The sequence below is a fragment of the Klebsiella sp. C239 genome (assembly GCF_048822715.1).
GTDB lineage: Bacteria > Pseudomonadota > Gammaproteobacteria > Enterobacterales > Enterobacteriaceae > Klebsiella > Klebsiella quasipneumoniae.
In genome coordinates, this window is record NZ_JBMEZK010000012.1 from 77,906 (window position 1) to 99,955 (window position 22,050).

Consider the following 22,050-nt stretch of genomic DNA (forward strand, 5'->3'; position numbering starts at 1 on the left):
GCTGCGCTTGCGCGGGCCTACAGACGACAGAACGGTAGGCCGGGTAAGGCGTCAGCCGCTATCCGGGGAGCGGCCGCCGCGCTTATACCGGCTGCTGATGATGGGTAAAGCGCGAGGCCAGCGGCAGCCAGCACAGCAGAATCAACAGGCCCATCAGCATCATCAGCAGCCCGAGACTGCCCTGACCGGTTTGCGGCATCATTGCTGACAGCCATGCCAGCACGCCGGAACCGATATTCTGCAAGCCGCCAACCAGCGCCCCGGCGGTACCGGCGAGGAACGGGAATGGCTCCATCGCGCCGCTGGTGGCCAGCGGGAACAGCATGCCAGCGCCAAAGAAGAACAGCGCCGCCGGCACCAGCAGGGTCCAGACGGTCATAACGCCCAGCAGCCCCGGGATCCACATCATCAGACCCGCGAGCAGGCAGCAGATAACCGATTGCCACATCAGGGTCGGGAAACGCTTGTTCGGCCGGCCGGCAAACCAGGCGCCGAAGAAGGCGGCCGGGATCGGCAGAATAAACAGAATACTCACCGCCATGCTGCTCAGGCCGAGCACCGCGCCCATCAGTACGCCGGAACAGGCTTCGAATACCGCAATTCCCGCCAGGCCGCCGATCAGCATGAGCAGGTAACAGTTAAAGGCGCCGGTGCCGAACAGCGTTTTGTAGCTGGCCAGAAGTTTGGTGCGCGGCGCGCCCTCCGGGCGCGTTTCCGGCATCCATTTCGCCATGCTAAAGGTCACCCCCGCGCACAGCACCAGCAGGAAGGCGTAACAGGCGCGCCAGTTCCACAGGGTGTCGAGGATGCCGCCGAGCAGCGGGGCAATCAGCGGGCTGACCAGAATGCCCATATTTAACAGGCTATTGGCATGACGCAGCTGGGCGCCTTCGTACAGATCGCGGGGCAGGGTGCGCGCCATCACGCCGCCGACGCCGGTGCCCATCCCCTGCATGGCGCTGGCGGCGATCAGCACCGGCAGGCTATGGGTGGTAATGGCTACCAGCGTCGCCAGCATAAAAATCGACATCCCGACGAGGATCACCGGGCGGCGACCCACGCGGTCGGAGAGCGGGCCGTAAAACAGCTGTGAAATACCGTAGGTCAGCAGGTAGGCCGCCATTACGCTTTGTACCGCCCCTTCGCGGACGTTCAGCGCGACCGCCATGTCGGCGATGGCCGGAATATAGATGGTCTGCGCCATCTGGCCGACGGCCACCAGCAGTACCAGCATCAACAACAAATTGAAGTTTTTATGCCGTTTCATGTCGATGAATACTTTGTGAGTAAATAAAAATTAAGAATATGTGACTGGCACACCCCGTAAACGATGGAGGAATCTACCATATAAAAATGACATAACAACTGAAAAGTGCCGATTGTTGAGGGAATTCCAGGCAGATTATGTAAACAGGAACGGCAACTAATGTTGCCATTTCAGGCTACGCGAGGCGCAGGAGGATCGCCCCGGCGGCAATCCCGCAGGCGGCGACGATGCGCAGCGGCATCAGTTGCTCTTTCAGGACGATAAACGCGATCAGCGCGCCGAACAAAATGGAGGTTTCACGCAGCGCGGCGACCACCGCCAGCGGCGCCTGGGTCATCGCCCACAGCGCCAGGCCGTAGGAGCCCATGGTGCCGATCCCGCCGAGGATACCTTTTCGCCAGTGCAGGCGCAGATAGCGGCTGGCTTCAGCGCGGCGGGTCATCATTGCCCAACTTAGCAGGCAGAAGCCGTTCATAAAAAAGGTCCACAGGGTGTAGCCCAGCGCCGAGCCCGCCAGCCGGACGCCGGTGCCATCCACCAGCGTATAGCCGGCGATAAAGCAGGCGTTGATCAGCGCCAGCACGATGCCTTTGCGGGAGCTGGCGCGGCCGTTAAAGGCCATCGCCAGAATGGCCAGGCAGATGACGCCGATGCCCAGCCAGGCCAGCGGCGACAAACGATCGCCGAGAAACAGCACGCTTATCGCCGCCACCAGCAACGGGGCAGTCCCCCGCATCAGCGGATAGGTCTGGCTCATATCCGACACCTGATAGGTCTTCGCCACCAGCACCGTATACACCACCTGTAACGCGCACGACGCCAGCAGATAGGGGGCGCTGGCCAGCGTGGGCTGCGGGGCAAAAGGCAGCATCACCAGGGCGAGCATCGCGGCCGAGCCGCTGACGCCGATCGCCGCGTACATTTTATCGCCGCTGGCTTTGACAATAGCGTTCCAGCTGGCGTGCAGCAGGGCGGCGAACAGCAAAATGCAGAATACGGTGAGGGTCATCGCAGACAGGTTCAACAGTGAAGGTCACCGGACTGTAACACGCGCCCGCGCTGCCAGCCAGCGGGGCTACAGCGAACAAAACAGGCGATGCGTCACCCGCGGTTCATCGTACACCGGGCGAAAGCCAAGTCTTTCATAAAAGGGCCAGGCCTGCGCCGGAGCGTGGGTGTTGAGAAAATCGAACCAGGCGCTGGAGTGGGTGATAACCGAGACCAGCAGCTGCTGGCCGATCCCCCGGCGGCGGTAGCGCTCGCTGATGTAGAGGTGGCGAATACGCCCGGCCCGCGGCTGGGGGCTGAAGGGATCGCTATTGATGCCGCATACCCCAACCAGCTGGTGATTCACGAAGGCGCCCAGCAGCGTTTCGCCCGGCGCGGTAAAGCGGTTTTTGCCGCTCTGCCAGTTTTCCGCCAGGCGGCGCAGCATATTGAAATGCTGTTCAAGGCTTTCGGTGCGCAGCGCCGCGAACCCCGGGGCATCCGGCGTCGTGGCGGCAATTAACAGGGGTGGCATAGCTTCCTCCATCAAGTCATCCCGGGACGCCCGGCGGGCGCCTGCAGGGGGGCGGTTTCCCGCCCCCCTCAGGTGCGACTTGAACCTGAATCAGCGGAACTGTTTCAGGACTGCATCAAGTAGTTGCAACACAGCAACCATGAGTTTCAGGATTAAAATAATAATATCCATTCCGCCCATACGCGCGTCTCCTGTGGTTAAGGAGCACAATAAGCTGACGTACCTTTCCGCTGCCCGTTGTCAGCTTATCCCTGCCTGTCGCCGGCGGCGTCGCCCTGGCCTGTGGTGGCTCCTTCCGTGGACGGCTTCCCGGCCCGCCGCCTGCAACGACAGGGGTGCGCAGCGCTGAACCACGCGTTGCCGCGCGGGCCAGTGACTGCACGTTGTTGACGTAACACAGTGTGCTCTCTCGGGGTTAAGGCACTGACGGCACCACCCGTTTCAGCCAGGACTTCGTTGCGCCGGTCAAACTTGCGGCCCCCGAATGGCACACCATGAACACACCCAGTATAGATAAATACTGTATGGATGAACAGTATTTTTTGGACAAATCCGCCGCGCTATCCCATACTCTATGACAGAGAAAAACCGACCTTAAATTGCGCGAACTGCAGCGATCGCGTATACTTTTGGCGTTGACGTAATACAGTGTGCTTGCGGCTACCACCTGTAACCATGCTGATAAAAACCTCGCTCCGGCGGGGTTTTTTGTTTTCTGCCCTTTTGCGCCGAACTGTGATCTTTCGCGCAAATTTTCGTGGATGAAAATAAATCCATTGTGAAAACGTAAAACCTGTGTTTGTATAAATTCAGCTTATTTTTCGACACAACAGGTCCCTAATGAACGCAACCCTGATCGCTTCGACCCTACTAAAAACCGCGCCAGCCGCGGTGGTCGTCGTGTCTGTGGTGGTCGTCGTCGGCAATGCGCCGTAGGGTCCGGAACAACACGAATTCCAAACCCCGCCGGCGCAAACCGAGCGGGGTTTTTTGTTGGCGAGCCCCCCGGTAAAGTCGGCCCAGAAGAAAAGGACTGGAGCATGGCAAGTTCGGGCACCACATCAAACACAATGCGCTTTACCGGCGCGCAGCTGGTTGTTCATTTACTGGAACGCCAGGGTATCACTATGGTTAGCGGCATTCCGGGCGGCTCCATCCTGCCTATCTACGATGCCTTAAGCCAGAGCACGCAGATCCGCCACATCCTGGCGCGCCACGAGCAGGGCGCGGGCTTTATCGCCCAGGGGATGGCGCGTACCGAAGGCAAACCGGCGGTCTGTATGGCCTGCAGCGGCCCGGGGGCGACGAACCTGGTGACGGCGATCGCCGATGCCCGCCTGGATTCGATTCCGCTGGTCTGCATCACCGGCCAGGTGCCGGCATCGATGATCGGCACCGACGCCTTCCAGGAAGTGGACACCTACGGCATCTCTATCCCCATCACCAAACATAACTATCTGGTGCGCGACATCGCCGAGCTGCCGCAGGTGATCAGCGACGCCTTCCGTATTGCTCAGTCCGGGCGTCCCGGGCCGGTGTGGATAGACATTCCTAAGGATGTACAGTCGGCGACCATTGAGCTGGAAACGCTGCCGGAGCCGGGCGAGCGCGCCGCAGCGCCGGCATTCGCCCCCGAAAGCGTGCGCGAAGCGGCGGCGATGATCAACGCGGCGAAGCGTCCGGTGCTCTATCTGGGCGGCGGGGTGATTAACGCGCCGCAGGAGATCCGTGAGCTGGCGGAAAAAGCCAACCTGCCGACCACCATGACCCTGATGGCGCTGGGCATGCTGCCGAAGGCGCACCCGCTGTCGCTGGGGATGCTGGGCATGCATGGCGCGCGCAGCACCAACTTCATTCTGCAGGAAGCGGATTTACTGATTGTTTTAGGCGCGCGTTTTGATGACCGGGCGATTGGCAAGACCGAGCAGTTCTGCCCGAACGCGAAGATTATCCACGTCGATATCGACCGCGCCGAGCTGGGCAAAATTAAGCAACCGCACGTGGCGATTCAGGGCGATGTGGCGGAAGTCTTAGCCCAGCTGAACCCGCAGGTTGAGGCACAGCCGCGCGAGGAGTGGCGCCAGCTGGTGGCCGACTTGCAGCGCGAATTCCCCTGCGCCATCCCGCAGGAAAGCGACCCGCTCTCCCATTATGGCCTGATTAACGCCGTGGCCGCCTGCGTGGATGATGAAGCGATCATCACCACCGACGTAGGCCAGCACCAGATGTGGACGGCGCAGGCCTACCCGCTCAACCGTCCGCGCCAGTGGCTGACCTCCGGCGGTCTTGGCACCATGGGCTTCGGCCTGCCGGCGGCGATCGGCGCGGCGCTGGCGAATCCGCAGCGCAAGGTTATCTGCTTCTCCGGCGACGGCAGCCTGATGATGAATATTCAGGAGATGGCCACCGCCGCTGAAAATCAGCTGGATGTAAAAATTATCCTGCTGAACAACGAAGCGCTGGGGCTGGTGCATCAGCAGCAGAGCCTGTTCTATCAGCAGGGGGTTTTTGCCGCCACTTATCCGGGAATGATTAACTTTATGCAGATTGCCGCCGGTTTTGGCCTGCAAACCTGTGATTTAAATAACGAAGCCGATCCGCAGGCGGCGCTGCAGGCGATCATCGACCGTCCGGGGCCGGCGCTGATCCACGTGCGCATCGACGCGCAGCAGAAAGTGTATCCGATGGTACCGCCGGGTGCGGCTAATACTGAAATGGTGGGGGAATAAGCCATGCAAAAACACTGTGATAACGTCATCCTGGAGCTCACCGTCCGCAACCACCCCGGCGTCATGACCCACGTCTGCGGGCTTTTTGCCCGCCGCGCGTTTAACGTCGAAGGTATTCTCTGTCTACCGATTCAGGGCAGCGAACACAGCCGCATCTGGCTGCTGGTGAACGACGATCAGCGTCTCGGGCAGATGATTAGCCAGATTGAAAAGCTGGAAGATGTCACCAAAGTGGCGCGGAACCAGTCCGATCCCACCATGTTTAACAAAATTGCGGTGTTCTTCGAGTAAATCGCGCAAGGCTTGAACAGCTAGGCGCTTACCGCTAAGGTAAGCGCCTTTGCCGGATGGCGCTGCGCTTATCCGGCCTACGGACACAGCGCTTTGTCGCCTCAGGCACCAGGACCCTATCATGACCACCATCGCCCTTATTGACGATCATTTGATTGTCCGCTCCGGCTTTGCTCAGCTGCTGGGGCTGGAAACTGATTTTCAGGTTGTCGCCGAATTTGGCAGCGGCCGCGAGGCGCTGGCGGGGTTGCCGGGGCGCGGCGTTCAGATCTGTATCTGCGATATCTCGATGCCGGATATTTCCGGGCTGGAGCTGCTCAGCCAGCTGCCGAAGGGGATGGCGACCATCATGCTGTCGGTGCACGACAGCCCGGCGCTGGTCGAGCAGGCGCTCAACGCCGGCGCGCGCGGCTTTCTGTCGAAACGCTGCAGCCCGGACGAACTTATCGCCGCGGTGCGCACGGTGGCGGCGGGGGGCTGCTATCTCACGCCGGATATCGCCATGAAGCTGGCCGCCGGGCGCCAGGATCCGCTCACCAAACGCGAACGTCAGGTGGCGGAAAAGCTGGCGCAGGGCATGGCGGTAAAAGAGATCGCCGCTGAGCTCGGGCTGTCGCCGAAAACCGTCCACGTTCACCGCGCCAACCTGCTGGAAAAACTGGGCGTCAGCAATGACGTCGAGCTGGCGCGCCGCATGTTTGACAGCTGGCAATGAAGACCTTACTCCCGCGCCTGCTGTCGGTGATCGGCTGCGCCTTTATCTTCGCCGCCGCCTGGTTTTGTCTGTGGAGCATCAGCCTGCATCTGGTGGAGCGCGCCGATCTGGCGGTGCTGCTGTTCCCCTTCGGCCTGCGGCTGGGGCTGATGCTCCAGTGCCCGCGCGGCTACTGGCCGGTGCTGCTGGGAAGCGAGTGGCTGCTGATCTTCTGGCTGACGCAGGAAGTGGCGCTGGCGCATCCGATAATATTGATGACCGGAAGCCTGCTGACCCTTCTGCCGGTGGCGCTGATCTCGCGATATCGCCAGCAGCGCGACTGGCTGACGCTTCTGCGTCAGGGCGGGGCGTTAATGGCCGCCGCGCTGCTGCAATCGCTGCCCTGGCTGGCTGAGGGGGACGAGGGGCTTAACGCCCTGCTGTTGACGCTCACCGGCGGCCTGACCCTGGCGCCGACCTGTCTGGTGTTCTGGCACTACCTCACCAGCACCGTCTGGCGGCCGCTGGGGCCGTCGCTGGTGGCGCAGCCGGTAAACTGGCGCGGGCGGCATCTGATCTGGTATCTGCTGTTATTCACCATAAGCCTGTGGCTGCAGCTTGGGCTGCCCGCCGAGCTCTCCCGCTTTACCCCGTTTTGCCTCGCGCTGCCGATTATCGCTCTGGCCTGGCACTACGGCTGGCAGGGAGCGCTGATCGCTACGCTGATGAACGCGATCGCCCTGATTGCCAGCCAGACCTGGCACGATCACCCCGTCGATCTCCTGCTTTCGCTGCTGGCGCAAAGCCTCACCGGGCTGCTGCTGGGGGCGGGGATCCAGCGATTGCGCGAGCTGAACCAGTCGCTACAGAGCGAGCTGGCGCGCAATCGGCGGCTGGCTGATCGTCTGCTGGAGACTGAAGAGAGCGTGCGCCGCGACGTTGCCCGCGAGCTCCACGATGATATCGGGCAGACCATCACGGCAATACGCACCCAGGCGGGGATCGTCCAGCGGCTGGCGCCGGACAACGCCAGCGTTCGCCAGAGCGGCCAACTGATTGAACACCTGTCGCTGGGGGTGTATGACTCGGTGCGTCGCCTGCTGGGCCGTCTTCGTCCGCGCCAGCTTGACGACCTGCCGCTGGAGCAGGCGGTACGTTCTCTGATGCGCGAAATGGAGCTGGAGGACCGCGGCATCGTCAGTCATCTCGACTGGCGGATTAACGAGGCGGGGCTGAGTGAAAACCAGCGCGTGACCCTGTTCCGCGTCTGCCAGGAGGGACTGAACAATATCGTCAAGCATGCCAGCGCCAGCGCTGTGACCCTGCAGGGCTGGCAGCAGGAGGAGCGACTGATGCTGGTGCTGGAAGATGACGGCTGCGGCCTGCCGCCGGGCTCCAGCGCGCAGGGGTTCGGTCTGACCGGCATGCGCGAGCGCGTGACCGCCCTGGGGGGCACGCTGACGATCTCCTGCACCCACGGTACCCGGGTGTGCGTCAATCTACCGCTGCGTTACGCCTGAGAGGATCGCCGATGTTCGCCTTTTTAAAAGCCCCGCCGGACGCCGCGCCGATTAGCGATAAACGCGAGCTTGATGCGCGTTATCGCTACTGGCGTCGCCATATCCTGTTGACCATCTGGCTGGGCTACGCGCTGTTCTATTTCACCCGCAAAAGCTTTAACGCCGCGGTTCCTGATATTCTCGCCAGCAACGTGCTGACCCGCAGCGATATCGGTCTGCTGGCCACGCTGTTCTACATCACCTACGGACTGTCGAAATTTTTCTCCGGTATCGTCAGCGACCGCTCCGACGCCCGCTATTTTATGGGGCTGGGGCTTATCGCCACCGGGGTGGTGAATATTCTGTTCGGTTTTTCTTCCTCACTGTGGGCCTTCGCCCTGCTGTGGGCGCTGAACGCCTTCTTCCAGGGGTGGGGCTCGCCGGTCTGCGCCCGGCTGCTGACGGCCTGGTATTCACGCACCGAGCGCGGCGGCTGGTGGGCGCTGTGGAATACGGCGCATAACGTTGGCGGCGCGCTGATCCCGATGGTAGTGGGGGCGGCGGCGCTACATTACGGCTGGCGCGCGGGGATGATCATCGCCGGGGGCCTGGCGCTCCTCGCCGGATTATACCTGTGCTGGCGGCTGCGGGATCGTCCGCAGGCGGTGGGGCTGCCCGCCGTCGGCGACTGGCGTCACGATGCGCTGGAGATTGCCCAGCAGCAGGAGGGCGCCGGACTGACGCGTAAAGAGATCCTCACCCGCTACGTGCTGGCCAACCCCTATATCTGGCTGCTGTCGCTGTGCTATGTGCTGGTGTACGTGGTGCGGGCGGCGATTAACGACTGGGGCAATCTGTATATGTCGGAGACGCTTGGCGTCGATCTGGTGACCGCTAACTCGGCGGTGACCATGTTCGAGCTGGGCGGATTTATCGGCGCGCTGGTGGCGGGGTGGGGCTCGGATAAGCTGTTTAACGGCAATCGCGGGCCGATGAACCTGATCTTCGCCGCCGGAATCTTGCTGTCGGTTGGCGGCCTGTGGCTGATGCCGTTCGCCAGCTACGTGATGCAGGCGGCCTGCTTCTTCACCACCGGTTTCTTCGTCTTCGGCCCGCAGATGCTGATCGGCATGGCGGCGGCGGAGTGTTCGCATAAAGAGGCCGCCGGGGCGGCCACCGGGTTTGTCGGCCTGTTCGCGTATCTTGGCGCGTCGCTTTCCGGCTGGCCGCTGGCGCAGGTAATGGATATCTGGCACTGGACCGGATTCTTCGTGGCGATCGCGATTGCCGCCGGCATTTCCGCGCTGCTGCTGCTGCCGTTCTTAAACGCCCAGGCGCCGCGCGCCGCCAGTGAAGCGTGATGCATCTCACTCTTTCGCCGCGAATGGGGCAAAACTAGGAAATTTTCCCGGTTTCACCTGGACGCCGTCTCAGGCCAGACGGCGCGCTGATTTTTACAATGCCTGGCTATGACGCAGGCATAAAAAATCAGCTCAGGAGATACCCATGCTGGCCTTTCTGAATCAGGTTCGTAAGCCGACCCTGGATCTGCCGCTCGACGTGCGGCGCAAAATGTGGTTCAAACCTTTCATGCAGTCCTATCTGGTGGTCTTCATCGGCTACCTGACCATGTATCTGATTCGCAAGAACTTTAATATTGCGCAGAACGACATGATCTCCACTTACGGGTTGAGCATGACGCAGCTGGGGATGATTGGCCTGGGCTTCTCCATTACCTACGGCGTAGGGAAAACCCTGGTTTCCTACTATGCCGATGGCAAAAACACCAAGCAGTTCCTGCCGTTTATGCTGATCCTCTCCGCCATCTGCATGCTGGGCTTTAGCGCCAGCATGGGCGCGGGTTCCACCAGCCTGTTCCTGATGATCGCCTTCTATGCGCTGAGCGGCTTCTTCCAGAGCACCGGCGGCTCGTGCAGTTATTCCACCATCACCAAGTGGACGCCTCGCCGTAAGCGCGGCACCTTCCTCGGCTTCTGGAATATCTCTCACAACCTCGGCGGCGCCGGCGCGGCGGGCGTGGCGCTGTTTGGCGCCAACTATCTGTTCGACGGCCACGTGATCGGCATGTTTATCTTCCCGTCGATTATTGCGTTAATCGTCGGCTTTATTGGCCTGCGCTATGGTAGCGACTCCCCGGAATCCTATGGCCTCGGCACGGCGGAAGAGCTGTTTGGCGAAGCGATCAGCGAAGAGGATAAAGAGACCGAAGAAAACGCGATGACCAAGTGGCAGATCTTTGTTGAGTACGTGCTGAAAAACAAAGTGATCTGGCTGCTGTGCTTCTCCAACATCTTCCTCTACGTGGTGCGTATTGGTATCGATCAGTGGTCCACCGTGTATGCCTTCCAGGAGCTGAAGCTGTCTAAAGAGGTGGCGATTCAGGGCTTTACCCTGTTTGAAGTCGGCGCCCTGGTTGGCACGCTGCTGTGGGGCTGGCTGTCGGACCTGGCCAATGGCCGCCGCGCGCTGGTGGCCTGCATTGCGCTGGCGCTGATTATCGCCACCCTCGGCGTTTATCAACATGCCAGCAATCAGTACGTCTATCTGGCCTCGCTGTTTGCGCTGGGCTTCCTGGTGTTTGGTCCGCAGCTGCTGATCGGCGTCGCCGCCGTCGGTTTCGTACCGAAAAAAGCGATCGGCGCCGCCGATGGGATCAAGGGTACTTTCGCCTATCTGATCGGCGATAGCTTCGCCAAGCTGGGCCTCGGGATGATCGCCGACGGCACGCCGGTCTTCGGTCTCACCGGCTGGGCCGGCACCTTTGCGGCGCTGGACGCCGCCGCCATCGGTTGTATCTGCCTGATGGCCATCGTGGCTATCTTCGAAGAGCGTAAAATTCGCCGCGAGAAAAAGAATCGCATTTTGCAGGCCGCCTGATTCACCAGGTATTGGGTAACCTTGCCCGGCCTTCGCGCCGGGCTTTTTTTATCGTTCCTGCTGGCTGGTTTGTAGCAGCAGCTCCCGCAGCCACTGTTGAGCCGGATCGCGATGATTGCGTTCGTGCCAGGCCATACTTTTGGTAAACCCGGGGATCGCCAACGGCGGAGCAGAGATTTTCATGCCGCTGGCCATTTTCGCCAGCCTGCGAGGTACGACGGCAATCATGTCACTCACCGCCAGCACTTCCGGCAACACCAGGAAACTGCTGACCGACAATCCTACTCGCCGGGTCCGACCCAGTGCCGCCAGCGCGTCGTCGGTCACGCCGCGAAAGCTGTCGCCCTGCCATGAAACCAGCACATGTTCCAGCGCACAGAAGCGGTCGAGCGTTAGCGGCTGGTTGGCCTGCGGATGGTCTTCGCGCAGCAGACAGACATACTCTTCCTGATACAGCGCCCGGCTGTGCAGCTCCGGCGGCGTATCGTGGGGTGTTAACAGCGCAATATCCACTTCGCCGCGTTCAGATTGCGCCAGCAGCGTGGCCGGAGATTCGGGAATAATGCGTACGCGGATACCCGGCGCCAGCGGCTTTAATACGGCGATAAACGGCACGATTACTGCTTTCAGCGCGTAGTCGGTCGCGGCGATGGTCCAGATGAAATCAGCTTCCAGCGGATCGAAAACCACGGGTTGCAGCAGGGCTTCGGCATCAGTCAGTAGTTGCTTTACCGGATCTGACAGCGCCTGAGCGCGCAGCGTCGGCACCATGCCGTGCGGAGCGCGAATAAAAAGCGGGTCATTGAAGGCCTCCCGCAGGCGGGTGAGCATGCCGCTGACCGCCGGCTGGGTGAGTGATAGCCGCGCCGCCGCCCGGGTGACGCTACGTTCATCAAGGAGAGCATCCAGCGTTTTAAGCAGGTTAAGATCGAGGTTTCTGATATCAGATTTCATGATAGCCATCCGCAAACGCGATAAATCACATTATGGCATGCCCCGCAGTCGACAGCAGGCAAATTCCCATTATGATAGTGAGGCTGCGATTGGATGAGAGGACGCATGATCTGGATAGGACTGGCCACCCTGGTAGTGGTATTTGTTGTGGGATTTCGGGTGCTTACCTCTGATTCACGTCGCGCGATTCGTCGTCTGAGCGAACGCCTGGGCATGACGCCTGTTCCGGTGGAATCGATGATCGATCAGCTGGGCAAAACCGCCGGTCATGAGTATTTGCGCTACCTCGAGCGACCAAATGAAGCGCATCTGCAGAATGCCGCCCAGGTGCTGCTCATCTGGCAGACCGCTATCGTTGACGCCAGCGAAAAAAACCTGCATGACTGGTATCGCCTGATGCAAAAAGCGCGTTTAGCGGCGCCGATTACCGATGCGCAGATCCGTCTGGCGCAAGGGTTTCTGCGCGAACTGGACCCGGATGTCAGTGATCTGTATCACCTGCAGCAACGCTATAATGCGCTGTTCCTGCCGGAAGAGGGCGTGCACTGGCTGCACTGATATCACCCTTGCTTATGATGGTCATCAAAGATGGTGATTCGCTTTATATCACTGCCCGGCGCATGATTAACCTCGTTATATCAATCGTTCACGAGGTGAAACATGAAACAGTCTCTACAGCAAAGCGCCATTGTCTGGCCGGAAGAGTATCTGCCGGGTACGACCGACAACTTTGCCTCCAATGAAATTATCGTCAGCGGCCTGACGGCGGCCGAGATTTGGGCACAGCTCGATGACACCACGCTGTGGCCGGGCTATTACAGCAACGTTGCCGATATCCATTTCCATGACGGCAGCGGCCCGACCCTCAGCGCCAACGCCCGCTTCAGCTTCAGCACCTTCGGCTTCCCGATTGAGGCGCAGATTACCGAATACGTTCCTCCCGTAGCCGGACAGGCGGCGCGCGTAGCCTGGCACGGCTGGGCGGAAGGGGATGCAACAACGCGGCTTGATGTGATCCACGCGTGGTTGTTTGAAGATTTGCCCGGCGGGCGCGTGCGTATCCTCACCCAGGAGTCGCAAAAGGGCGTTCCGGCGCAGGAGCTGGCGCGTACCTTGCCCAATCCGATGATTAACGGCCACCAGGAGTGGATCTGCGGGCTGGTGAAATCGGCTCGCGGCGAGTAAATCCGAGTGCCGGATGGCGGCTGCGCCTTATCCGGCCTGTGATTCAAGCCTTTGTCTCCCTTGTGTTCCTTGTAGGCCGGATAAGCGTAAGCGCCATCCGGCAGAATAACTACAGTAGGATTTTCAGGCCGTGTTTTTGTACGACGCTAAGCAATTTTAATGACGTTCCGCTCGGTCGTTTAGCGCCAGTCTCCCATTTTTGCACGGTAGACACACTGGTATTCAGATAACGAGCGAACACGGGTTGGCTAACATTGAGTTGTTCACGTAGCGCTTTAATTTCAATGGGTTGAAGTGCGGCTACGCTACCGAGACATGATTCATCAAAATGGCGCATTGTTTCCTGTGGGATTGCGCCAACGCTGAATAGCCCCGACGCAGCGCTATGGATCGCTTCGAAAGCCGGGCTTTTGTATTTATTTTTTGCTGTCATCGCAAATCTCCACCAGTTCTTTACTTTTAACTAAGACCGTCGTTTTCTCTTCAGAGAGATTGGCATAGTGTTTTGCTAACTCACGAAAACCCATTAACTCGCGATGGTTGATATTGGCCATATCCTGTTTGGCATATAGAAAGGTATAAAACCAATACCCTGCGCTTTTGGTAAGGATGATTGCGCGATCGCGATTCTTGTTGAGTCGCTTTTTATAAACCCCTCCTCCTAAATCAACCACTTTGCCCTGAAGCGCAGATTGAATTGCCTGATAGAGCTCGTCGTCGGAAATGCCATGAGAGCTAGCCTCTCTGGCGAACCATTTGGTTTTAAAGATGCGCATTGCTGACATCCTGTCGTTAAAAGTATAGCACATAGTGCTACATTAAATTCTCCTGAGATTTGTTAAGGCGATAGCAAGCATCGTTTTTTTAAACATGCGAGCAGCTACGCATCCTCTTATGAAAAGCGAGAAGAGTTGCGAAAACGTTAAATGCGTCACAAACAAAATGTTACACTGCGCAGCTTTCCGCCACTTTCTTCGCAGGTCACTCATGAGTCATTCAAATGAAGCCAAAACCCACGCACGCGAGCTCGCGCGACCAAACTGGTCGGCAGTTTTCGCGGTTGCTTTCTGCGTCGCCTGCCTGATTACCGTCGAATTTCTACCGGTCAGTCTGCTGACGCCGATGGCGCTGGATTTAGGCATCTCCGAAGGGATGGCCGGGCAGTCGGTGACGACGACGGCGTTCGTCGCGATGTTTTCCAGCCTGTTTATCACCTCCGTTATTGGCAAAACCGATCGCCGCTACGTGGTGATCCTCTTTTCGCTGCTGCTGACCCTTTCCTGCCTGTTGGTGTCCTTTGCCGATAGCTTCACCCTGCTGCTGCTGGGACGCGCCTGTCTGGGGCTGGCGCTCGGCGGTTTCTGGGCGATGTCAGCCTCGCTGACCATGCGTCTGGTGCCGATGCGCGTGGTGCCGAAAGCGCTGTCGATTATCTTCGGCGCGGTATCCATCGCGCTGGTGATCGCCGCCCCGTTGGGCAGTTTTCTTGGCGGGCTTATCGGCTGGCGCAACGTGTTTAACGGCGCGGCGGTGATGGGCGTGCTGTGTACGATCTGGGTGCTGAAAGCGCTGCCGTCGCTGCCGGGTGAATCGGCGGCTCAGCAGCAAAAAATGTTTGGCCTGCTGAAGCGGCCGGGGGTGATGGCCGGCATGTGCGCCATTTTCATGGCTTTTGCCGGACAGTTCGCCTTCTTTACCTATATTCGCCCGGTGTACATGACCCTCGCCGGGTTTGATGTCGATGGCCTGACGCTGGTGCTACTGAGCTTTGGTATCGCCAGCTTCATCGGCACGTCGCTCTCCTCGGTGCTGCTCAAGCGCTCGGTGAAAGCGGCGCTGGCGATTGCGCCGCTGGTGCTGACCGCCTGCGCGGCGGCGCTGGTGCTGTGGGGGGAAAGCAAAATCGTCGCCTCGACGGTGGCGATCATCTGGGGCTTCGCGTTCGCGCTCATCCCGGTGGGGTGGTCAACGTGGATCACCCGTTCCCTCTCCGATCAGGCGGAAAAAGCCGGGTCGATTCAGGTGGCGGTGATCCAGCTGGCCAACACCTGCGGCGCCGCGGTCGGCGGCATTGCGCTTGACCATTTAGGCCTGCTGTCGCCGCTGGTGTTGTCAGGGGTATTGATGCTGTTTACCGGCCTGCTGGTGGCGACCAAAGTGAAGGTGAATTCACCCGCTTAAGGCCGCTCGCCTTTTGCCAGCCGGGCGTTGATATCCGCAATCACCCCCGGCAGATCCGCCAGGGTATCAACCACATAATGCGCCCCGGCGGCATACAGCTTGCCTGCCGCCCGCTCGCGACGGGTGGCGATTTCCTCTTTCGACATCGCCTGATACGCCTCCCAGGTGGCGCCAAATTCATTTCCCGACACCGCCAGGCCGACGCTCCACATCCCGGCATGTAACCCTTCGCTGATGCCCGGCGCGGCGTCGTCGACCTTCACGCAGTGGGCCACATCGTCTATGCCCAGGGCAATCACGTTCTGCAGCGCCATCCACGGCCCGGGACGCCCGCCGGCGGCAAGGTCATCGGTGGCGACCCAGTGGTCCGGGGCATAGCCCTGGGCGGCGGCGGCTGGAACCAGTTTTTCCATCACCGGGCGCGGATAGCCCGAGCAGGAGCCGATCTTCAGTCCGTCGGCGCGCAGCGCGGCGAGGGTGTCGACCACGCCGGCGATCGGAGCGGAAAAATCGACAACCTTAGCGATTTGCAGCGGCATAAACGCGGCGTAGATCGCATCGATATCAGCGGCTGTCATCGCCCGGCCAAATTTCGCCTGCCAGCGGCTGTCGACCGACGGCAGTTTGCCCAGCGCCTCAATGTGCTGCCATTTGCCAAGCCCCATCGGCACGCGGGCCTCTTCAAGGGTGATCTCAATATCGAAGGCCTGGCGGAAGGCCTCGACGAAAATTTGCGTCGGCGCGAAGGAGCCGAAGTCCACGGTGGTGCCGGCCCAGTCGAGAATGAGTGCGGTGATACGGTTCATGGCGGTTCCTATTGTTTCCAGTACATGGCGTTGTCGATGGCCGCCAGCAGGGCGGTGATGTCGGCGTCGTAGACTTCGCCGATGTTGCCGATGCGGAAGCAATCGCTTTGCGACACTTTGCCCGGATAGATCACGAAGCCCTGATCTTTCAGCTTCTGGTAGAAGGTGTAAAAGCGATACTGCGGCGCATCCGGTGAATAAAAGGCGGTAATGATCGGCGAGTGCAGGCTGTCGTCGAGCAGCGGCCGGAAGCCGAGCGCGCGCATTCCGGCTACCAGTCGGCGCTGATTGCGGGTATAGCGCTGATGGCGGGCGCTGACGCCGCCCTCCTGGGCCAGCTCTTTCAGCGCCTGGGCGAAGGCCAGCACGGTATGGGTCGGCGAGGTGAAGCGCCACTTGCCGTGGTTATCCTCCATACAGCGCCACTGGGCGTAAAGATCCAGCGACAGCGAGCGCGAGCGGCCTTTGCAGGCGGCCAGCTCCGATTCGCGGGCGATGACGAAGGCGAAGCCCGGCACGCCCTGAATGCACTTGTTGGCAGAGCTTATCAGGTAGTCAATATTCAGCGCGGCGATATCCAGCGGAATGCCGCCGAAGCTGCTCATCGCATCGACGATATAGCGTTTGCCATACTCTTTCGCCAGCGCGGCCACCTCTTCAATCGGGTTGAGCATCCCGGTGGTGGTTTCGCTATGCACCATCGCGATATGGGTGATCGCCGGGTCATCCTGCAGGATCCGCGCGATCGCCGCGGCGTCCGGGCGGGCGACTTCGCCGCAGTCGTAAGGGTGGAAGGCGATACCCATCCGCTGCGCCATCTCAATCATGCGCGCGCCATAGGCGCCATTGCTGACGATCAGCACTTTGCCCTGTTCGCCGATGACGCTGCCGAGCACCGCTTCGACCGCGTAGCTGCCGCTGCCCTGCAGCAGCACCGCCGTATACCCGGCGGCCGGGGTGGCCAGCTGCACCAGCTGCTGACGAATGGTCTGTACCACGCCGAGATTGTAATCATCATCCCAGGTGCAGCTATCGAATAACATCGCCTCTTTTACCGTGCGGGAGGTGGTTAGCGGGCCGGGGGTCAGCAGCAGGTAGTTCCGAGAAGTCATTTGTCTCACCATTTGGTCTATACCAGATTGGTGTTTATCATGGAGACAAAGCCGGGGCAGGGTCAAAGGAAATGTGGCGCTGCAACAAAAAATTCATCTGGCTATGTATAATGAGCGCACCAAAAGTGGCTGCGAGTAAACATGAAATCACCCTCTGGCGAGATGCCGCAATACCTGATGATTAAGGCGCAGCTGCAGGCGCGTATTCAAAACGGCGCCCTCAAAAGCGGCGATAAATTGCCTTCCGAGCGCGAGCTGTGCGCGTTGTTCAACACGACCCGTATCACCGTGCGCGAGAGCCTGGCGCAGCTGGAGGCCAGCGGCGTGATCTACCGCGCCGACCGCCGCGGCTGGTTTGTGACGCCGGAGCGGCTGTGGCTGGATCCGACGCAGAACACCAACTTCCACAAGCTGTGTCTCGAGCAGGGACGTGAGCCGAAAACGGTGCTGCTTGATGGCCGGTTATCCGCCGTGCCGCTGGATGTGATGGCGCCGCTGGCGCTGCAGCCCTTCGATCAGGTCTACCTGCTGACCCGCCTGCGCTATGCCGACGGGCGTCCGGTGTGCTATTGCGAAAACCACTGCCTGCCGGCCCGGGTGCCGGAGCTGCTGCGCCACGATCTCAACGGCAGTCTGACCGAGATTTATCAGAGCCAGTACGACCTGATCTATACCAGTATGCATTTGTCGTTTTATCCCACCTCCATGCCGCCGCAGGCCGCAGCGGCGTTGGGGGTGATGGAGGGGCGCCCGGCGCTGCTGCTGCGCAGGCTGAATTACGATCAGCACGGGCGTATTCTTGATTACGATATCGAATACTGGCGGCATGACAGCCTACGGATCGAAGTCGATACCCATTGATTTTATTGCATTAATCCTTCCCGTGTCCCCGGTGGCGTCAGCGTTAACCGGGGCTATGCCTCCCCTCGTTTTAACTCTTTCGACACACTTCTTTCATCGTTTTGTCATAAACCCCCGGTAGCGTGAAGGCAAATCTGGTCTACACCAGAATAACTAACTGCGATGAGGCTAACACGATGAAACTCTCCCGACTTGCCCTGCTGTCCCTGTTCGCGCTGACCAGCTCCCCGGTTTGGGCGGACGGCGTCGTCACGGTTTACTCCGCCGACGGCCTGCATGACGGCGATAACAGCTGGTATCAGAGCCAGTTCGACGCCTTCACCAAAGCGACGGGCATCAAAGTGCAGTATGTGGAAGGCGGCTCCGGCGCGATTGTCGAGCGTCTGGCGAAGGAGCGCACCAATCCGCAGGCCGACGTACTGGTCACGGTGCCGCCGTTTATCCAGCGCGCCGCGAAAGAGCAGCTGCTGGCCACCTTTACTCCACAGGGCAGCGCGCAGATCCCTGGCGCCAACGACCGCTATTCGCCGCTGGTGAACAACTATCTGACCTTCATCTATAACGGTCAGTTGCTGAAAACCGCGCCGGCCAGCTGGCAGGATCTGCTGGATAGCCGCTTTAAGAATAAGCTGCAGTACTCCACGCCGGGCCAGGCGGGGGACGGCACCGCGGTGATGCTGCAGGCCTTCCACAGCCTTGGCGGCAAAGACGCTGGCTTTGCCTATCTTGGCAAGCTCCAGGCCAATAACGTCGGCCCATCGGCCTCCACCGGCAAGCTGACGGCGCTGGTCAACAAAGGCGAGCTGTACGTCGCCAACGGCGATCTGCAGATGAACCTGTCGCAGATGGCGCGTAACCCGAACGTTAAAATTTTCTGGCCGGCGGATGATAACGGCGAGCGCAGCGCGCTGGCGCTGCCCTACACCATCGGGCTGGTGCAGAACGGGCCGAACAGCGAAAACGGCAAAAAGCTGATTAATTTCCTGCTGGATAAACCGGCGCAATCCAGCGTCAGCGCGCGCTCCTGGGGCTTACCGGTACGCAACGACGTGGCGCCGGATGACGCTAACTTTAAGGCGGCGCAGGCGGCGCTCGACGGCGTGAAGCGCTGGGAACCCAACTGGGACGACGTTGCGCTTTCTCTCTCGGCGGATATCGCCCGCTGGCATAAAGTGACCGATAGCGAGTAAGCCTGATATTAATGAAAACGACCGTCACGCCTTCCCCGTCGCTGGCGGGGACTTCCGGGATCACCCTGGACTCGCTGCGCGTTTCCTACCACGGCAACGTGGTCTTAAAACCGCTGTCATTGACCATTGAACCCGGTGAGGTGCTGGCGCTGATTGGCCCTTCCGGTTCCGGGAAAACCACCGTGCTGCGGGCGATTGCCGGATTTGTGCAACCGGCTGGCGGGCGGATCCTGATCGGCGACACGGACGTCACCCACCTGCCGCCTTACCAGCGCGGGCTGGCGATGGTGGTGCAGAACTACGCGCTGTTTCCCCATATGAAGGTGGAAGACAACGTCGCCTTCGGCCTGCGGGCGCAAAAGCAGCCCAGGGCGCTGATCGCCGGGCGGGTGACTGAAGCCTTAAAAATCGTTGGTATGGCGGACTACGCCACCCGCTATCCGCATCAGCTTTCCGGCGGCCAGCAGCAGCGCGTCGCGATAGCCCGCGCCATTGCCGTGCGTCCTCGGGTGTTGTTGCTTGATGAACCGCTGTCGGCGCTGGATGCGCAAATTCGTCATAACATGGTGGAAGAGATTGCCCGTCTGCACCGCGAACTGCCGGAGCTGACCATCCTCTACGTCACCCACGATCAGACCGAAGCGCTCACTCTGGCGGATAAAATCGGCATTATGAAAGACGGGTCGCTGATCGCCCATGGCGAAACGCACGAGCTGTACCACTATCCGCCGAACCGCTTTAGCGCCGAATTCCTCGGCCGCGCCAATATCCTGCAGGCGACGGCGCTGACCGATAGTCTTCAGCCGGGTCTGGTTAACGTGAGCTGCGGCGGCGGCCTGGTTAACGCCTTCAGCCGGGGCGGGCTGCATGGCAACAACAAGCTGTTATGCATTCGCCCGCAGCATATGAGCCTGGCGCCGCGATCGGCAACCAGTAATCGCCTCAACGCCACACTGACTTCGGTACACTGGCAGGGCGATCTGACGCATCTGCTGTGCGACGTCGCGGGCGAAGCGGTGCGGATCGTCATGACTCACGTCAACCCCCTGCCGCGCGCGGGCGACAAGCTGGCGCTCTACTTCGAACCTGGCGATGCGGTTCTGATCGAGGAGCAATGATGGCGCAAACCTTAATCCTTACGCGCCCGGCGCGAAACCTGCGCCCTTACCTGTGGCTGGCGTTGCCGCTATTGGTGCTGGCGACGCTGTTTTTCTATCCGCTGTTACTGATCGCCGAACAGGCGCTGCGCGACGCCAGCGGCAACCTGAGCCTCGAAACCTTCTGGCAGGTGATTGACTCAAAACGCTTTATTGGCGCGCTGCTCACTACCTTACAGATTGCGGTGTTCGCTACCCTTGGCTGCCTGGTGCTCGGCAGCGTTTTGGCGCTGATTCTGGTTTTTATTCCGTTCCCCGGCAGCCAGCTGATTTGCCGGGTGATCGATACTTTTATTGCGCTGCCGACCTTCCTTATCACTCTTGCGTTCACCTTTATTTACGGCTCGGCGGGGCTGCTCAATGGCGCCCTGATGGCGCTGTTCGCCTTTGAACTGCCGCCGGTGGACTTCCTCTATTCGATTAACGGCGTGATCCTGGCGGAGATCACCGTCTTTACGCCGCTGGTGATGCGCCCGTTGATGGCCGGACTGCGGCAGATCGATAAGAGTCAGCTGGAAGCGGCGAGTATTCTTGGCGCTCACCCGCTGCGGGTGATGACCCAGGTTATCTTCCCGGCGGCGCTGCCGGCGCTGATGGCGGGGGGCAGCCTGTGCCTGCTGTTGACCACTAACGAGTTCGGTATCGTGCTGTTTATCGGCGCCAAAGGGGTCAATACCCTGCCGATGATGGTCTACAGCAAGGCGATTCTGGAGTCGGATTACAGCGTGGCCTGCATGATCGCGCTGATGAATATTCTGCTGTCGCTGGGGCTGTTTATGCTCTATCGGCTGGCGGCGGCGCGCACGGGCGTAAGGAGTTAACGATGTTGATTTGGTCGCGTAAAGGCCGCGCGGCGGCGGGCGCGCTGGCGGTGACGCTCTTTGCCGGCATCTTCCTGCTGCCGCTGGCGGTGATTTTGCTCTCCAGCCTGAGCCAGCAGTGGAACGGCCTGCTGCCCACCGGCTTTACCTTTGCCCACTTTGTTAACGCTTTTCGCGGCGCGGCGTGGGATTCGCTGTTTTCCAGCCTGATGGTGGGCTTCTGCGCCAGCCTGCTGGCGCTGCTGTGCGGGATGTGGGCGGCGCTGGCGCTACGCCAGACGGGCGCGAAGCTGCAGAAATATCTTGGGTTGATGTTTTATCTGCCCAGCGCCATCCCCTCGGTTTCCGTGGGACTGGGCATTCTGGTGGCCTTCAGCCAGGGGCCGCTGCAGATGAATGGCACCTTCTTTATCGTCCTGGCGGCGCATTTCGTGCTGATCTCGGCCTTTACCTTCAGCAACGTGACCACCGGGCTGGCGCGAATTTCCGCTGATATTGAAAACGTCGCCTCCAGCCTGGGCGCTTCCCCGTGGTACCGCCTGCGCCATGTGACGCTGCCGCTGATGACGCCATGGATGATCTCGGCGCTGGCGCTGAGTTTATCGCTGTCGATGGGGGAGTTGGGAGCGACGGTGATGATCTATCCGCCGGGCTGGACCACCCTGCCGGTGACCATTTTCAGCCTGACCGATCGCGGTAATATCGCCGATGGCTCGGCGCTGACCATCGTGCTGGTGGGCGTCACGCTGCTGTTGATGATGAAGCTGGAGCGCATCGCCCGTCGTTTGTGTCAGAGATAAAGAGTGGATGTCGTCATGCGGGGCTGGCGCCTGACCGCCCGGCGGCGCTGCGCTTGCCGGGCCTACAGGGGGAGCCCGCAGGA

General features: G+C 60.3%; 25 protein-coding genes. 15 read left to right on the forward strand and 10 right to left on the reverse strand.

The window, feature by feature from the left end; genetic code table 11:
• Positions 1–82: 82 nt before the first annotated feature.
• The 5 genes from emrD to ACOI6Z_RS24005 all read right to left on the reverse strand — a co-directional run bounded on the left by emrD (position 83) and on the right by ACOI6Z_RS24005 (position 3,617).
• Positions 83–1,267, reverse strand: a complete 1,185-nt coding sequence (emrD, locus tag ACOI6Z_RS23985; RefSeq protein WP_023291441.1) for a multidrug efflux MFS transporter EmrD — start codon at positions 1,265–1,267, stop codon at positions 83–85.
• Between the two features lie 175 nt (positions 1,268–1,442).
• Positions 1,443–2,276, reverse strand: a complete 834-nt coding sequence (locus tag ACOI6Z_RS23990; protein WP_064155651.1) for a DMT family transporter — start codon at positions 2,274–2,276, stop codon at positions 1,443–1,445.
• 66 nt (positions 2,277–2,342) lie between these two features.
• Positions 2,343–2,789 carry a GNAT family N-acetyltransferase gene (locus ACOI6Z_RS23995; protein ID WP_004202251.1) on the reverse strand — a complete coding sequence of 149 codons (447 nt, stop codon included), beginning with the start codon at positions 2,787–2,789 and terminating at the stop codon, positions 2,343–2,345.
• A 90-nt stretch (positions 2,790–2,879) separates the two neighbouring features.
• The gene (gene tisB / locus ACOI6Z_RS24000; RefSeq protein ID WP_004145059.1) at positions 2,880–2,999 is read right to left on the reverse strand and encodes a type I toxin-antitoxin system toxin TisB; all 120 of its coding nucleotides are present in this window, start codon (positions 2,997–2,999) and stop codon (positions 2,880–2,882) included.
• A gap of 450 nt (positions 3,000–3,449) precedes the next feature.
• Complete coding sequence (locus ACOI6Z_RS24005) at positions 3,450–3,617, reverse strand: hypothetical protein (protein ID WP_014343455.1); 168 nt, start codon at positions 3,615–3,617, stop codon at positions 3,450–3,452.
• A 12-nt stretch (positions 3,618–3,629) separates the two neighbouring features.
• Here ACOI6Z_RS24005 and ivbL point away from each other — a divergent pair, with 12 nt between their 5' ends.
• From ivbL to uhpT, 7 genes are all read left to right on the forward strand, one after another.
• Positions 3,630–3,725: an ilvB operon leader peptide IvbL gene (ivbL, locus tag ACOI6Z_RS24010; RefSeq protein WP_002923286.1), complete on the forward strand. Its 96-nt coding sequence runs from the start codon at positions 3,630–3,632 to the stop codon at positions 3,723–3,725.
• Positions 3,726–3,829: 104 nt separating this feature from the next.
• Positions 3,830–5,518, forward strand: a complete 1,689-nt coding sequence (gene ilvB / locus ACOI6Z_RS24015) for an acetolactate synthase large subunit (RefSeq protein WP_023291439.1) — start codon at positions 3,830–3,832, stop codon at positions 5,516–5,518.
• Between the two features lie 3 nt (positions 5,519–5,521).
• Positions 5,522–5,809 (forward strand): acetolactate synthase small subunit, encoded by a 288-nt coding sequence (gene ilvN, locus ACOI6Z_RS24020; RefSeq protein ID WP_017899675.1) that lies wholly within the window; start codon positions 5,522–5,524, stop codon positions 5,807–5,809.
• Positions 5,810–5,930: 121 nt separating this feature from the next.
• A complete protein-coding gene (gene uhpA, locus ACOI6Z_RS24025; RefSeq protein ID WP_049013464.1) occupies positions 5,931–6,524 on the forward strand; it encodes a transcriptional regulator UhpA in 594 nt (197 codons plus the stop codon).
• Between the two features lie 17 nt (positions 6,525–6,541).
• Positions 6,542–8,023, forward strand: a complete 1,482-nt coding sequence (gene uhpB / locus ACOI6Z_RS24030; RefSeq protein ID WP_072199062.1) for a signal transduction histidine-protein kinase/phosphatase UhpB — start codon at positions 6,542–6,544, stop codon at positions 8,021–8,023.
• Positions 8,024–8,034: 11 nt separating this feature from the next.
• Positions 8,035–9,363, forward strand: a complete 1,329-nt coding sequence (locus tag ACOI6Z_RS24035; RefSeq protein ID WP_065813009.1) for an MFS transporter — start codon at positions 8,035–8,037, stop codon at positions 9,361–9,363.
• A 145-nt stretch (positions 9,364–9,508) separates the two neighbouring features.
• Positions 9,509–10,900, forward strand: coding sequence for a hexose-6-phosphate:phosphate antiporter (gene uhpT, locus ACOI6Z_RS24040; protein WP_064155650.1), 1,392 nt, complete (start codon positions 9,509–9,511; stop codon positions 10,898–10,900).
• A 48-nt stretch (positions 10,901–10,948) separates the two neighbouring features.
• On the opposite strand, the gene ACOI6Z_RS24045 is transcribed toward uhpT, so the two are convergent.
• Complete coding sequence (locus ACOI6Z_RS24045; RefSeq protein WP_065813008.1) at positions 10,949–11,854, reverse strand: LysR family transcriptional regulator; 906 nt, start codon at positions 11,852–11,854, stop codon at positions 10,949–10,951.
• A 105-nt stretch (positions 11,855–11,959) separates the two neighbouring features.
• Here ACOI6Z_RS24045 and ACOI6Z_RS24050 point away from each other — a divergent pair, with 105 nt between their 5' ends.
• Positions 11,960–12,412, forward strand: coding sequence for a DUF1198 family protein (locus tag ACOI6Z_RS24050; RefSeq protein WP_048298591.1), 453 nt, complete (start codon positions 11,960–11,962; stop codon positions 12,410–12,412).
• A gap of 102 nt (positions 12,413–12,514) precedes the next feature.
• Complete coding sequence (locus tag ACOI6Z_RS24055; protein WP_048298590.1) at positions 12,515–13,039, forward strand: polyketide cyclase; 525 nt, start codon at positions 12,515–12,517, stop codon at positions 13,037–13,039.
• Positions 13,040–13,148: 109 nt separating this feature from the next.
• Here ACOI6Z_RS24055 and ACOI6Z_RS24060 read toward each other — a convergent pair whose 3' ends face one another.
• Positions 13,149–13,472 (reverse strand): helix-turn-helix domain-containing protein, encoded by a 324-nt coding sequence (locus ACOI6Z_RS24060; protein WP_044525085.1) that lies wholly within the window; start codon positions 13,470–13,472, stop codon positions 13,149–13,151.
• On the reverse strand, positions 13,456–13,815 hold the full coding sequence (locus ACOI6Z_RS24065; RefSeq protein WP_004173863.1) for a type II toxin-antitoxin system RelE/ParE family toxin: 360 nt from the start codon (positions 13,813–13,815) through the stop codon (positions 13,456–13,458). Before ACOI6Z_RS24065 ends, ACOI6Z_RS24060 begins: the two co-directional genes overlap by 17 nt.
• 211 nt (positions 13,816–14,026) lie before the next feature.
• On the opposite strand from ACOI6Z_RS24065, the gene nepI reads away from it, so the two are divergent.
• Positions 14,027–15,220: a purine ribonucleoside efflux pump NepI gene (gene nepI / locus ACOI6Z_RS24070; protein WP_023291433.1), complete on the forward strand. Its 1,194-nt coding sequence runs from the start codon at positions 14,027–14,029 to the stop codon at positions 15,218–15,220.
• Here the strand turns inward: nepI and phnX are convergent.
• Together phnX and phnW are read right to left on the reverse strand one after the other, a co-directional pair.
• Complete coding sequence (phnX, locus tag ACOI6Z_RS24075) at positions 15,217–16,026, reverse strand: phosphonoacetaldehyde hydrolase (RefSeq protein WP_044525083.1); 810 nt, start codon at positions 16,024–16,026, stop codon at positions 15,217–15,219. The genes nepI and phnX overlap by 4 nt on opposite strands.
• A gap of 8 nt (positions 16,027–16,034) precedes the next feature.
• Positions 16,035–17,138: a 2-aminoethylphosphonate--pyruvate transaminase gene (gene phnW / locus ACOI6Z_RS24080; protein WP_420687532.1), complete on the reverse strand. Its 1,104-nt coding sequence runs from the start codon at positions 17,136–17,138 to the stop codon at positions 16,035–16,037.
• A gap of 141 nt (positions 17,139–17,279) precedes the next feature.
• Here phnW and phnR point away from each other — a divergent pair, with 141 nt between their 5' ends.
• The 5 genes from phnR to phnV all read left to right on the forward strand — a co-directional run bounded on the left by phnR (position 17,280) and on the right by phnV (position 21,967).
• Positions 17,280–17,999: a phosphonate utilization transcriptional regulator PhnR gene (gene phnR / locus ACOI6Z_RS24085; protein WP_023291430.1), complete on the forward strand. Its 720-nt coding sequence runs from the start codon at positions 17,280–17,282 to the stop codon at positions 17,997–17,999.
• A 176-nt stretch (positions 18,000–18,175) separates the two neighbouring features.
• Positions 18,176–19,189 carry a 2-aminoethylphosphonate ABC transporter substrate-binding protein gene (gene phnS, locus ACOI6Z_RS24090; RefSeq protein WP_023291429.1) on the forward strand — a complete coding sequence of 338 codons (1,014 nt, stop codon included), beginning with the start codon at positions 18,176–18,178 and terminating at the stop codon, positions 19,187–19,189.
• Positions 19,190–19,194: 5 nt separating this feature from the next.
• Complete coding sequence (gene phnT, locus ACOI6Z_RS24095) at positions 19,195–20,307, forward strand: 2-aminoethylphosphonate ABC transport system ATP-binding subunit PhnT (RefSeq protein ID WP_032454410.1); 1,113 nt, start codon at positions 19,195–19,197, stop codon at positions 20,305–20,307.
• On the forward strand, positions 20,307–21,167 hold the full coding sequence (gene phnU, locus ACOI6Z_RS24100; RefSeq protein WP_065813006.1) for a 2-aminoethylphosphonate ABC transporter permease subunit: 861 nt from the start codon (positions 20,307–20,309) through the stop codon (positions 21,165–21,167). Before phnT ends, phnU begins: the two co-directional genes overlap by 1 nt.
• A 2-nt stretch (positions 21,168–21,169) precedes the next feature.
• The gene (phnV, locus tag ACOI6Z_RS24105; RefSeq protein ID WP_032454408.1) at positions 21,170–21,967 is read left to right on the forward strand and encodes a 2-aminoethylphosphonate ABC transport system, membrane component PhnV; all 798 of its coding nucleotides are present in this window, start codon (positions 21,170–21,172) and stop codon (positions 21,965–21,967) included.
• Positions 21,968–22,050: the final 83 nt, after the last annotated feature.

Bases quoted from the DNA above. Each gene is read 5' to 3' on its own strand.
- phnV (WP_032454408.1), top strand. From the start codon at position 21,170: ATGTTGATTTGGTCGCGTAAAGGCCGCGCGGCGGCGGGCGCGCTGGCG.
- phnS (WP_023291429.1), top strand. From the start codon at position 18,176: ATGAAACTCTCCCGACTTGCCCTGCTGTCCCTGTTCGCGCTGACCAGC.
- ACOI6Z_RS23990 (WP_064155651.1), bottom strand. From the start codon at position 2,276: ATGACCCTCACCGTATTCTGCATTTTGCTGTTCGCCGCCCTGCTGCAC.
- uhpA (WP_049013464.1), top strand. From the start codon at position 5,931: ATGACCACCATCGCCCTTATTGACGATCATTTGATTGTCCGCTCCGGC.
- ilvN (WP_017899675.1), top strand. From the start codon at position 5,522: ATGCAAAAACACTGTGATAACGTCATCCTGGAGCTCACCGTCCGCAAC.
- ACOI6Z_RS24060 (WP_044525085.1), bottom strand. From the start codon at position 13,472: ATGACAGCAAAAAATAAATACAAAAGCCCGGCTTTCGAAGCGATCCAT.
- phnR (WP_023291430.1), top strand. From the start codon at position 17,280: ATGAAATCACCCTCTGGCGAGATGCCGCAATACCTGATGATTAAGGCG.
- ACOI6Z_RS23995 (WP_004202251.1), bottom strand. From the start codon at position 2,789: ATGCCACCCCTGTTAATTGCCGCCACGACGCCGGATGCCCCGGGGTTC.
- ACOI6Z_RS24065 (WP_004173863.1), bottom strand. From the start codon at position 13,815: ATGCGCATCTTTAAAACCAAATGGTTCGCCAGAGAGGCTAGCTCTCAT.
- ilvB (WP_023291439.1), top strand. From the start codon at position 3,830: ATGGCAAGTTCGGGCACCACATCAAACACAATGCGCTTTACCGGCGCG.
- ivbL (WP_002923286.1), top strand. From the start codon at position 3,630: ATGAACGCAACCCTGATCGCTTCGACCCTACTAAAAACCGCGCCAGCC.
- phnW (WP_420687532.1), bottom strand. From the start codon at position 17,138: ATGACTTCTCGGAACTACCTGCTGCTGACCCCCGGCCCGCTAACCACC.
- ACOI6Z_RS24055 (WP_048298590.1), top strand. From the start codon at position 12,515: ATGAAACAGTCTCTACAGCAAAGCGCCATTGTCTGGCCGGAAGAGTAT.
- uhpT (WP_064155650.1), top strand. From the start codon at position 9,509: ATGCTGGCCTTTCTGAATCAGGTTCGTAAGCCGACCCTGGATCTGCCG.
- ACOI6Z_RS24050 (WP_048298591.1), top strand. From the start codon at position 11,960: ATGATCTGGATAGGACTGGCCACCCTGGTAGTGGTATTTGTTGTGGGA.
- nepI (WP_023291433.1), top strand. From the start codon at position 14,027: ATGAGTCATTCAAATGAAGCCAAAACCCACGCACGCGAGCTCGCGCGA.
- ACOI6Z_RS24035 (WP_065813009.1), top strand. From the start codon at position 8,035: ATGTTCGCCTTTTTAAAAGCCCCGCCGGACGCCGCGCCGATTAGCGAT.
- emrD (WP_023291441.1), bottom strand. From the start codon at position 1,267: ATGAAACGGCATAAAAACTTCAATTTGTTGTTGATGCTGGTACTGCTG.
- ACOI6Z_RS24045 (WP_065813008.1), bottom strand. From the start codon at position 11,854: ATGAAATCTGATATCAGAAACCTCGATCTTAACCTGCTTAAAACGCTG.
- phnX (WP_044525083.1), bottom strand. From the start codon at position 16,026: ATGAACCGTATCACCGCACTCATTCTCGACTGGGCCGGCACCACCGTG.
- phnU (WP_065813006.1), top strand. From the start codon at position 20,307: ATGGCGCAAACCTTAATCCTTACGCGCCCGGCGCGAAACCTGCGCCCT.